The organism is Pseudomonas sp. NBRC 111127, assembly GCF_001320345.1.
Classification (GTDB): domain Bacteria; phylum Pseudomonadota; class Gammaproteobacteria; order Pseudomonadales; family Pseudomonadaceae; genus Aquipseudomonas; species Aquipseudomonas juntendi.
The window spans coordinates 1-11,760 of sequence record NZ_BCBD01000167.1; the positions used below are offsets into that span (position 1 = coordinate 1).

3 protein-coding genes are annotated in these 11,760 nt (G+C 67.3%); 2 read left to right on the forward strand and 1 reads right to left on the reverse strand.

Annotated elements, in window-relative coordinates; translation table 11 throughout:
* The first annotated feature begins 26 nt into the window (after positions 1 to 26).
* The gene (locus APH30_RS22765) at positions 27 to 1,418 is read left to right on the forward strand and encodes an aspartate aminotransferase family protein (RefSeq protein WP_054913838.1); all 1,392 of its coding nucleotides are present in this window, start codon (positions 27 to 29) and stop codon (positions 1,416 to 1,418) included.
* A 39-nt stretch (positions 1,419 to 1,457) separates the two neighbouring features.
* Here APH30_RS22765 and APH30_RS22770 read toward each other — a convergent pair whose 3' ends face one another.
* Entirely contained in the window at positions 1,458 to 2,426 is a 969-nt protein-coding gene (locus APH30_RS22770; protein ID WP_054913839.1) for a siderophore-interacting protein, read from the reverse strand.
* Positions 2,427 to 2,644: 218 nt separating this feature from the next.
* Between APH30_RS22770 and APH30_RS22775 the strand changes: the two genes are divergently transcribed.
* The coding region (locus APH30_RS22775; RefSeq protein WP_054913840.1) for a non-ribosomal peptide synthetase at positions 2,645 to 11,760 on the forward strand (9,116 nt) is incomplete at its 3' end.

The window sequence follows — 11,760 nt, forward strand, 5'->3', positions numbered from 1 at the left end:
TTTCGCTCGCTTGCGAGGATTTACCCATGTCCACCGCTTCCAGCCTTGCCCAGGTCCCGCCGGCCAGCGTGCCGCAGGTTCTGTACGAATTCACCGACTCACCGTTGCTGCAACGCCAGCAACAGCAGGAGTCCAACGCCCGCAGCTACCCACGGCGCATCCCGCTGGCGCTCAAGCGCGCCAGGGGTATCCACGTCGAAGACGTCGAAGGCCGACAGTTCATCGACTGCCTGGCGGGCGCCGGCACCTTGGCGCTGGGCCATAACCACCCGGTGGTGATCGAGGCGATCCAGCGTGTGCTGGCCGATGAGATCCCCTTGCACACACTCGACCTGACCACACCGGTCAAGGACCGCTTCGTTCAGGACCTGTACAGCATCCTGCCCGAGGCCCTGCGCCGCGAGGCCAAGGTGCAGTTCTGCGGCCCGACCGGGACCGACGCCGTGGAGGCGGCACTCAAGCTGGTGCGCAGCGCCACCGGGCGCAGCATCGTGTTGGCCTTCCAGGGTGCCTACCATGGCATGAGTCAGGGGGCCCTGAGCCTGATGGGCAGCCATGGTCCCAAGCAACCGCTGGGTGCCTTGTTGAGCAGCGGCGTGCAGTTCATGCCATACCCGTACGACTACCGCTGCCCGTTCGGCCTGGGCGGTGAGGCCGGGGTCAAGGCCAACCTGCATTACCTGCAAAACCTGCTGCTCGATCCGGAAAGCGGGGTGCCACTGCCGGCTGCAGTCATCCTGGAGGTGGTGCAGGGCGAGGGCGGGGTGATTCCGGCCGATATCGAATGGCTCAAGGGCGTGCGCCGGATCACCGAGCAGGCGGGTGTGGCCTTGATCGTCGATGAGATTCAGAGCGGCTTTGCCCGTACCGGGCGGATGTTCGCCTTCGAGCATGCCGGCATCGTGCCGGACGTGGTCACGCTGTCCAAGGCCATTGGCGGCAGCCTGCCGTTGGCGGTGGTGGTGTACCGCGACTGGCTGGACACGTGGAAACCGGGGGCGCACGCCGGCACCTTCCGCGGTAACCAGATGGCCATGGCGGCGGGTTCGGCGGTAATCGATTACCTGGTCGAGCATCGCCTGGCCGAGCATGCCGAGGCCATGGGGTTGCGGTTGCGTGGGCACCTGCAGCGCCTGCAGCGGGACTACCCGCAGTTGGGTGATATCCGTGGCCGTGGCTTGATGCTGGGTGTGGAGCTGGTCGACCCGCAAGGCCAGCCCGATGCGCTGGGCCACCCACCGGCTAACCGCGACCTGGCGCCGAAGGTGCAGCGCGAGTGCCTCAGGCGTGGGCTGATCTTGGAGCTGGGTGGGCGGCATGGCGCGGTGGTGCGCTTCCTGCCGCCGTTGATCATCAGCGGCGAGCAGATCGATGACGTTGCACAGCGTTTTGCCGAGGCGTTGAGCGCGGCAGTCTGAGCCTTTGCCGGGGCCGCAAAGTGCCCCGGCTATCTCACGTCAATCAAAGGTCCGCCCGGCCCGCCAATAGCCCATCAGGGTCAGGCACGCGCGTTGCAACCCGCGCTCCTTGATCAGATACCGGCGAATATCCATCACTGTCGCCGATTCCCCCGCGACCCATGCATGGAATGTGCTCCTGGCACTACTGGCCTGCTCCCACAGTATTCGTGTGTCGATATCCACCTCTTCCAGCTTTACCCGCGACGCGGCCTGCCCTTGAGGCAGGCTGGCCAGTTCGCGCACCGCATGCTGCATGGCCTGGCCATGCGCGCAGCCCAGCAGATCGCGCGGCAGCCAATGCAGTTCGGTGGCATCGCCATGGCGCAGATCCAGGCAGTCAGCTTGCAACGGCACCTCGATGAACGCCTGCACCGCAAGCTCGGGCTGGGTCCCTGCCAGTTGCTCAAGAATGCCGGCAATCGCCGGCAGTGCCGTTTCGTCACCTACCAGCAGTACGTTGCGCACGCCCTGGGGTGGCTTCCATTCATAACCGCCGGGGTCGCCGGCATAGTCCAGGTTGGGCGCAAGCATCTGCAGGCGGTCACCTACCTGGGCATGGGTGGCCCAAGCCGAAGCAGGGCCGTTGACGCCATGCAGCACGAAATCTACATCGACTTCCAGTGCTTCCCGACGCAGCGCGCGGATGGTGTAGGTCCGCATGGGTGGGCGTTGCGCGGGCGGCAAGGCGCTGTGCGCCGTTTTCCAGTGGGCATCGGCGGGAACTACAGGCAGCGAACCATCTGGGGCGGGAAAGAACAGCTTGACCCGTTGATCGGGGGCCATGGTGGCCATCCGCGCCACATCGGGAGCGGTGAACACCAGGCGTGCAAGTGATGGGGAAAGGGTGATGCGTTGCTTGAGCTGCAGATCGAACAGGCGGTAGGCGCTGGCAGCCGGGCTGGGGCTGCCGACCAGGCGGCGCAGGCCTTGCTGGAGTGCCTGGGTGATGCGGGAGGGGCTAGGCATGCGAAGGTCCTCTTGCAGGGCGGCTTTCTTGGTAAACGAGCCGCCGCAACGGCAAATTAACGCCTCGCTGTGGGCCGGTCGGCCACGCCCGGGGTTGCCCCGGGGTGTGTCTGCAGCTGCCGTGGGGGGCGCTATGGCGTTAATTTTTTTCAGGTTGCATCCGTTTCGTAGGGATAGCCGGGCCCCGCCCGATACCTCACTCGTACGGAAGCAATCTGATGAATGCAGAAAAGTCCCTGCTACTGGCCCGCCGTTTCATTGAACTGCCGCAGGACAAACGCGGCGTGTTCCTCGAGACCCTGGCCAGGGAGGGCATCGACTTTTCCCAGTTCCCCATTCCGGCCGGGGTCCAGGCGCCGGACCGCCAAGGGTTGTCCTATGCCCAGCAGCGCATGTGGGTACTTTGGCAGATGGACCCCCAGAGCGGCGCCTACAACCTGCCAGGCGCGGTGCGTCTGACCGGGCAACTGGATGAGTCCGCGCTGGAGCAAGCGTTCGCCAGCCTGCTGGCGCGTCACCAGAGCCTGACCACCGTATTCGAGGTCCAGCCTGACGACAGTCTGCTCCAGGTCTATCGCCCGGTGGGCGAGGCCTTGATCGAGCGGGTCGACCTGCGTCAGTGGGATGAGGCCGAGTGCGAAGCGCAGGTGCGTGCCGAAGCCGAGGCCGAGTCCTTGCGTCCATTCGACCTGGCGCAAGGGCCGCTGCTGCGGGTGCGTCTGTTGCGCCTGGCCGAGCAGGAACATGTACTGCTGTTGACCTTGCATCATATTGTTTCCGACGGTTGGTCGATGAACGTGCTGATCGACGAGTTCAGCCGCTGCTACGACGCCTTCGCCGCTGGCCATGCGCCGCAACTGCCGGATCTGCCGATCCAGTACGTCGACTATGCCCTGTGGCAGCGCCGCTGGCTGGAAGCCGGCGAACTGGCGCGGCAGTTGGCGTACTGGCAGGCGCAGTTGGGCGATGAGCAGCCCGTGCTCGAACTGCCCTTGGATAATGCCCGGCCGGCGACCCCGAGCTTCAGTGGCGAGCGCCGCTCGTTCGCGGTCGATGCGGCCTTGGCCGAGCGGCTGCGCGGCTTCGCCCGGCAGCATAACCTTACGCCGTTCATGGTCATGCTTGGCGCGTTCGGCTTGCTCCTGCAGCGCTACACCGGCCAGGCCGACCTGCGTATCGGCAGCCCGGTGGCCAACCGCAACCGCGCCGAAGTCGAAGGGCTGATCGGGTTGTTCGTCAACACCCAGGTGTTGCGTGTGCGGCCGGACGCGCACCTCGAGGTGCTGGCCTACCTGCAAGGCATCAAGCAGGTCGTACACGGTGCCCAGGCGCACCAGGACCTGCCGTTCGAACGCCTGGTCGAGGCGCTGAAGGTCGAGCGCAGCCTGAGCCATGCGCCGCTGTTCCAGGTGATGTACAACCACCAGCCGCAGGTCGCCGACCTGGCCACCGTGACCCTGGCCTCGGGGCTGCAACTGTCGCCCCTGGCATGGCGCAGCCGCACCACCCAGTTCGACCTGAGCCTGGACACCTACGAGCAGGGTGGCACCCTGCACGCCGCCTTCACCTATGCCAGCGACCTGTTCGAGGCCGCCACCATCGAACGCATGGCGACACACTGGCAGGCCCTGCTGCAAGCCCTGGTCAGCCAGCCCCACAGCGCGCTGTGGCAGTTGCCGATGCTCGATGACGCCAGCCGTCGCACAGTGCTGGAGGATTGGAACGCCACCGCTCGCGGTTATCCGCTCGAACGCGGCGTGCACCAGCTGTTCGAGGATCAGGTGCGCCGTGCGCCAGACGCCCCGGCGCTGGTCTGTGGTGATACCGCGCTCAGCTATGCGCAGCTCGATGCCCGCGCCAACCGCCTGGCTCACTTCCTCCGCGCGCAAGGCGCCGGAGCCGACAGCCTCGTGGGTATCAGCCTGCTGCGCAGCGTAGAAATGGTGGTCGGGCTGATGGCGATCCTCAAGGCCGGCGCGGCCTACGTGCCGCTGGATCCGGAATACCCCGAGGAGCGCCTGGCCTACATGATCGAGGACAGCGGCATTCGCCTGCTGCTGACCCATCAGGCGCTGCAGGGCAGCCTGCCGGTGCCCGCTGACGTGCAGTGCATCGCCCTGGACCAACTGACGCTGGACGACCAGCCCGCCAGCCCGCCCCAGGTGGCCACCGACCCACGGCAGTTGGCCTATGTCATCTATACCTCCGGCTCCACCGGCCGGCCGAAAGGCGCCGGCAACAGCCATGAAGCCCTGGCCAACCGCCTGCACTGGATGCAGGAAGCCTATGGTCTGTGTGCCGGTGACACGGTGCTGCAGAAGACCCCGTTCAGCTTCGACGTGTCGGTCTGGGAGTTCTTCTGGCCGCTGATGACGGGTGCCCGGCTGGCCGTGGCCGCACCAGGTGACCACCGGGACCCGGCGCGCCTGATCGAGACCATTCGTCGCCATCAGGTCAGCACGCTGCATTTCGTACCCTCGATGCTCCAGGCCTTCATCCACGAGTCTGGTGTCGAGACCTGCGACAGCCTGCGCCGCATCCTCTGCAGCGGCGAGGCATTGCCGGTGGACGCGCAGCTGCAGGTGTTCGGCAAGCTGCCGGCGGCGGCGCTGTACAACCTCTACGGCCCCACCGAGGCGGCCATCGACGTCACGCACTGGACCTGCATCGACGAAGGCCGCGACAGCGTGCCCATCGGCCAGCCCATCGCCAACATCCGTACCTATGTGCTCGATGCTGGCCTCGAGCCGGTGGCGCCGGGCGTTGCCGGCGAACTCTACCTGGGTGGCATTGGCCTGGCCCGTGGTTACCACCGGCGTCCGGGGTTGACCGCCGAGCGCTTCGTTGCCGACCCCTTCGTGGCCGGACAGCGCCTGTACCGTACCGGCGACCGGGTTCGCCAGCGTGTGGATGGCGTGATCGAGTACCTGGGGCGTTTCGATCATCAAGTGAAAATCCGTGGCCTGCGCATCGAGCTGGGCGAGATCGAGGCGCGCCTGGCCCAGCATGCCTGGGTGCGCGAGGCCGTGGTGTTGGCGCTGGACGGCAAGCAACTGGTGGCCTACCTGGTGCTCGACGAAATGCCAGACGGCTGGCAGCAAGGGCTCAAGGCCTGGCTGCTGCAGGCGCTGCCGGAATTCATGGTGCCCAGCCACTTGATGCCGCTGGAGCAGTTCCCGCTGACCCCCAACGGCAAGCTTGACCGCAAGGCCTTGCCGCAACCGGATGCCGCTTCGCGCAGCGCTTACGTGGCGCCGCAAACCGATGTACAGCGTACCCTGGCGCAAGTCTGGAGCGAGGTGCTGGGCGTGGCCGAGGTTGGCCTGGACGACAACTTCTTCGAGCTGGGCGGCGATTCGATCATCGCCATCCAGGTGGTTGGCCGCGCTCGTCGCCAGGGCCTGCAGTTCAGCCCGCGCGACCTGTTCCAGTTCCAGACCGTGCGCGGCCTGGCCGGCGCGGTCGGGCGCGAGCCATCGTTGGCGGTTGAGCAGGCGCCGGCCACCGGCGAGGTGGCGCTCAGCCCTGTGCAGCGGCAGTTTTTCGAACAGGCCATTGCGGTCCGCGAGCACTGGAACCAATCATTGCTGCTCGGTGCCCGGCAACCGTTGCAGGCCCAGGCGCTGGTCGCTGCCTTGGGCGATGTGGTCAACCACCATGACGCCCTGCGGCTGCGCTTCGAGCCCGCCGCCGAAGGCTGGCGGCAGCACTATGGCGCGCCGGTCGCGCAGGTCGAGCTGTGGCAGCGCCAGGCTGCGGATGCCCAGGCGCTGACGGCGCTCTGCGACGCTGCCCAGCGCAGCCTCGACCTGCGCAGTGGGCCGCTATTGCGCGCCATGCTGGTCGACTTGCCGCAAGGCGAGCAGCGCCTGCTGCTGGTTATTCACCACCTGGTGGTCGACGGCGTGTCCTGGCGTATCCTCCTGGAGGACCTGGAGCAGGCTTATGCCCAGCGCCTGGCCGGGCAGCCGCTGTCGCTGGCGCCGCGCACCAGCAGCTACCAAGCCTGGTCTGCGCAGCTGCACGAGCAGGTGCCGGCGTTCGTCGGGCAATTGCCCTACTGGCAAGCGCAACTCGGCGATGGCGCACTGCCGTGCGACAGGCCGGACGCGCCGGTAAGCAACCGTCATGGGGCCAAACTGGCGTCGCGCCTGTCCCGCGAGCGCACCCGGCAGTTGCTGCAGGTCGCGCCCGCAGCCTATCGCACCCAGGTCAACGACCTGCTGCTGACGGCCCTGGCACGTGTCATCTGCCAATGGAGCGGCAGCCAGGCGGCGTTGGTGCAGCTGGAGGGGCATGGCCGCGAAGAGCTGTTCGACGGCATCGACCTGACCCGCACCGTCGGCTGGTTCACCAGCCTCTATCCGCTGCGCCTGGCCCCGCGCGCCGGTCATGGCGACTCGATCAAGGCCATCAAGGAACAGCTGCGCGCGGTACCGGACAAAGGCATGGGTTACGGCGTGCTACGTTACCTGGGTGACGCCTCGGTGCGCGAGGCCCTGGCGACGCTTGACCCGCCGCGCATCACTTTCAACTATCTGGGCCAGTTCGACAGCCAGTTCGATGCCCAGGCCTTGCTGGCGCCGGCCACCGAGCGCGGCGGCGACGGCCAGGACCCCGACGCGCCGCTGGCCAACTGGCTGACCCTGGAAGGGCAGGTGTACAACGGCGAGCTGTCGCTGCAATGGGGCTTCAGCCTGGCGATGTTCGACACCGACACGGTCCAGGCATTGGCCACGGCCTACGACCAGGAACTGGAGGCGCTCATCGAGCACTGCCTGGGCGTGCCAGCCGGGCAACCGTCACCGTCGGACTTCCCGCTGGCGCGCATCACTCAGGCGCAACTGGATGCATTGCCGGTGCCCGGCCACAACATCGAAGACCTCTACCCACTGTCGCCCATGCAGCAGGGCATGTTCTTCCACTCGCTGTATGAAACCCAGGGCGGCGCTTACATCAACCAGTTGCGCCTCGATATCGGCGGCCTGGACCTGGAACGCTTCGGCGAGGCCTGGCAGGCGGCGCTGGCGCGTCACGATATCCTGCGCAGCAGCATCCACTGGCAGGGCCTGGACAGTGCCCACCAGATCGTCCAGCGACAGTTGCCACTGCCACTGCGCATCGTCGATGAACCTGCGGCAGACCTCGATGCACTGGCCCGGGCCGAGCACGAGGCGGGTTTCGACTTGGCCCGCGCACCCTTGTTCAGGCTGCTGCTGGTGCGTACCGGGGCCGACGACTGGCACCTGGTCTTCACCTGCCACCACATCCTCCTGGATGGCTGGAGCAATGCCCAGCTACTGGCCGAGGTGGTCCAGCACTACGCCGGCGAGCGCATGTCGGCGCCGGCCGGCCGTTTCCATGATTACCTGGCGTGGCTGCAACGCCAGGACGCCAGTGCCGGCGAGCGTTTCTGGAAAGCCCGTCTCGGCGCCTTGCAGGCGCCGACGCTGCTCGCCCAGGCCCTGCGTCGCCCCGCCGACGCGCAAGGCGAGGGTGAGTACCTGGCCCGCCTCGACGCCGCGCAGGCCGCCGAGCTGGAGCGTTTTGCCCGTCACCACAAGGTGACCTTGAACACGCTGTTCCAGGCGGCCTGGGGCCTGGTGCTACAGCGCCTGACCGGGCAAGCCTGCGTGGCCTTCGGCGCCACGGTGTCCGGGCGTTCGGCGCCACTGCCGGGCATCGACGGCCAGCTCGGGTTGTTCATCAATACCTTGCCGGTGCTGATCGATGTCGCGCCCGATCGTCAGGTGGCCGGTTACCTGGCCGACGTGCAGGACTTCAACCTGAGCCTGCGTGAATTCGAGCATGTGCCGCTGTATGCCATTCAAGGGTGGGCTGGCCAGCAGGGCGCGGCGCTGTTCGACAGCCTGCTGGTGTTCGAGAACTTCCCGGTGGCCGAGGCGCTGCGCCAGGGCGCGCCTGCCGGCCTGCGTTTCGGCGCGGTGAGCAATCACGAGCGCACCCACTACCCGCTGACCATCGGCATCGAGCTCGGCGATGGGGTCAGCCTGGCGTTCGGCTACGACCCTGCGCTGTTCGCTGCAGAGCAGGTGGCTCAGCTGTACGCCGGGCTCCGCCAGGTGCTGGCGCAGATGGTCGCCACCCCGGCCGCGCCGTCAGGCGCGCTGGGCCTGCTTGACGATAAGGGGCAGGCCGAGGTGCTTGGCTTCAGCCAAGGCCGCGCACTGGCGTTGCCGAGCCAGGAACTGGTTCACCAGCGTATTGCGGCACAGGCCGCGCGCCAGCCCCAGGCCTTGGCCTTGCAATGTGGCGAGCTGCGCCTGAGCTATGGTCAGCTCGATGGCCAGGCCAATCGCCTGGCGCATGCACTGATCGCCAAGGGCGTACGCCCCGGCCAGCGTGTCGGCCTGGCCTTGCGCCGTGGCCCGCAGCTGATCGTCAGCCTGCTTGCCGTGCTCAAGAGCGGCGCGACCTATGTGCCGCTGGACCCGCAGTATCCACATGAACGGCTGGCTTACATGATCGAGGACAGCCGCTTGGACCTGTTGTTGTGCGACGACGGCCTGCTGGTCGAGTTGGCGCTGCCGGCGGGGCTGCGTCGCCTGGAACTGGGGGTGTTGGGCGAGCAGGCCGCGCACTGTGGCGACCACGACCCGGATGTGCAGGTCGCCGCCGAGCAGCTCGCCTATGTCATCTACACCTCCGGTTCCACCGGCCGCCCGAAGGGGGTGGCGATCAGCCATGCGGCCCTGCGCGAGTTCAGCTACAGCGCCACCGGCTACTCCCGCCTTGAGCGCGACGACCGGGTGCTGCAGTTCGCCACTTTCAGTTTCGACGGCTTCGTCGAGCAATGCTATCCGCCGCTGTGCGTCGGCGCCGCGTTGATCATGCGTGGCGAGGACCTGTGGGACGCCGATCAGTTGGCGCGGTTGATTGTCGAGCAGGGCGTGACCCTGGCCGACCTGCCGGCCGCCTACTGGCACATGCTGGCCAAGACTTGCGCGGCGCGGCCGGGCCAGGGCCTGGGCAAGCTGCGTCAGGTGCACGTGGGCGGCGAGGCCATGTCGGTGGAAGGGCTGCGCCTGTGGCATGCGGCGGGGCTGGGCGGGCTCAGCCTGGTCAACACCTATGGCCCGACCGAGGCGACAGTGGTCTCCAGCGTGCATGACTGCCGCCTCGAAGATGCGCAGGACGCGTACGGCGTGCCCATCGGCCACGCCATCGCAGGCCGCTCGCTGTATGTGCTGGATTGTGCCGGCCAGCTGTTGCCCAGCGATGGCGTCGGCGAGCTGTGCATCGGTGCACCGAGCTGCCTGGCGCAGCAATACTTCGACCGCCCGGCGTTGACCGCCGAGCGTTTCCTGCCGGATCCCTTCGCCGAACAGCCTGGCGCACGCCTGTACCGCAGCGGCGACCTGGCGCGCTATACCCAGGCCGGGGTCCTGGAGTACGTAGGGCGTATCGATCATCAGGTGAAGATTCGCGGCATGCGCATCGAGATGGGCGAGATCGAGGCCTGCCTGCAAGGGTTGGCGTCGGTGCGCGAGGCGGCGGTGCTAGCCCTCGCCGGGCCGACCGGGCCGCAACTGGTGGCCTACCTGGTCGCTGCTCAGGCCACGCCGTCGGCTGACTGGCTACAGGGCGTACGGGCTGCCTTGGGGCAGGCGCTGCCTGACTACATGATCCCGGCCCACCTGCTGGTGCTGGAACGGCTGCCGTTGAACAACAACGGCAAGCTGAACCGCGCGGCTTTGCCGGCGCCGGACTTCAGTGCCGCCCAGCAGGTCTACGAAGCGCCGCGCACGCCGTTGCAAGCACAACTGGCGACGATCTGGGCGCAAGCCCTGCAGGTCGAGCGCGTCGGCCTTGCCGACAGTTTCTTCAGCCTCGGTGGCCACTCGTTGCTGGCGACCGAGGTCATCGCCCGCATTCGCCAAGGGCTCGGGCTCGAAGTGCCCCTGCGGCAGCTGTTCGAGCAGCCGACCCTGGGGGCCTTCGCCGACCGTTGCGCCGAACTGGGCCAGGGGGCGGCCGCGGCGATTGCGGTATTGCCGCGCACGCCTGCGATGGCCGTGTCCTATGCCCAGGAGCGCCAGTGGTTCCTCTGGCGGCTGGACCCACAGAGCGCCGCCTACAACGTTCCGGCGGCGTTGCGTGTGCGGGGGCCGCTCGAGTTGCCGGCGTTGCAGTCGGCATTCGACCAGGTCATCGCCCGGCACGAGCCATTGCGCACCACCTTCGATGACGCCACGGGGGAGCTGCGGCAGCATATTCATCCGCACCTGGCGCTGCCCATCGTGATCGAGCACCCAGGCGAGCTGGACGATGCGGCGCTGGCGGCCTGGGTCGATGCCCAGGTGCGGGCGCCGTTCGACCTGGTACGAGGGCCGTTGCTGCGGGTCAAGTTGCTGGCCATGGGCGAGCAGGATCATGTGCTGGTCATCGTCCAGCATCATATCGTTTCCGACGGCGCCTCACTGGAGGTGCTGGTCGAAGAGCTGCTGCACGGCTACCACGGCGAGCACTGTGCACCGTTGCCTGTGCAGTACGCCGACTACGCGGCCTGGCAGCGTCAGTGGCTAGACGGTGGCGAGCGTGCCCGCCAGCTCGATTACTGGCTGGCGCAACTGGGCGGCGAGCAGGTCGTGCTCGAGCTGCCGTTCGACCGGCCACGCCCGGCCCAACGGCGCTTGCGTGGTGCGCGCCTGGACTTCCCACTCGAGGCTGAACTGAGCCACGGCCTGCAACAGCTGGCCAAGACTCAGGATGCTTCCTTGTTCATGTTGCTGCTGGCAGCTTTCCAGGCCTTGCTGCACCGCTACAGCGGCCAGGCCGACATCCGCGTCGGCGTACCGGTGGCCAACCGCACCCGGGCTGAAACCGAGCGGCTGATCGGTTTCTTCGTCAATACCCAGGTGTTGCGTGCCGAAGTCGATGGCGGGCAGGGCTTTGACGTCCTGTTGCGCCAGACCCGGCAGGCGGCGCTGCAGGCCCAGGCCCACCAGGACCTGCCGTTCGAGCAACTGGTCGAGGCCCTGGCACCGGAACGCAACCTTAGCCACAGCCCCGTGTTCCAGGTGCTGTTCAACCACCAGCACGCTGCGCGCGCCGAGCGGAACTGGGGTGAACTGCGTGTCGAGCCGCTGCATTGGGACAGTGCCACGGCGCAGTTCGACCTGGTGCTGGATACCAGCGAGACCGCGCAGGGGCTGATGGTTTCCCTGGCATACGACACCGACCTGTTCGAGCGCTCGACCATCGAGCGGCTGTCCACCCACTTCATCAACCTGCTGCAAGCCATTGTCGAGCAACCGCACCAACCGGTGGCCGAACTGCCGTTGCTGGCGGCTGCCGAGCGCGAGCGCACCTT

Bases quoted from the DNA above. Each gene is read 5' to 3' on its own strand.
- APH30_RS22770 (WP_054913839.1), bottom strand. From the start codon at position 2,426: ATGCCTAGCCCCTCCCGCATCACCCAGGCACTCCAGCAAGGCCTGCGC.
- APH30_RS22765 (WP_054913838.1), top strand. From the start codon at position 27: ATGTCCACCGCTTCCAGCCTTGCCCAGGTCCCGCCGGCCAGCGTGCCG.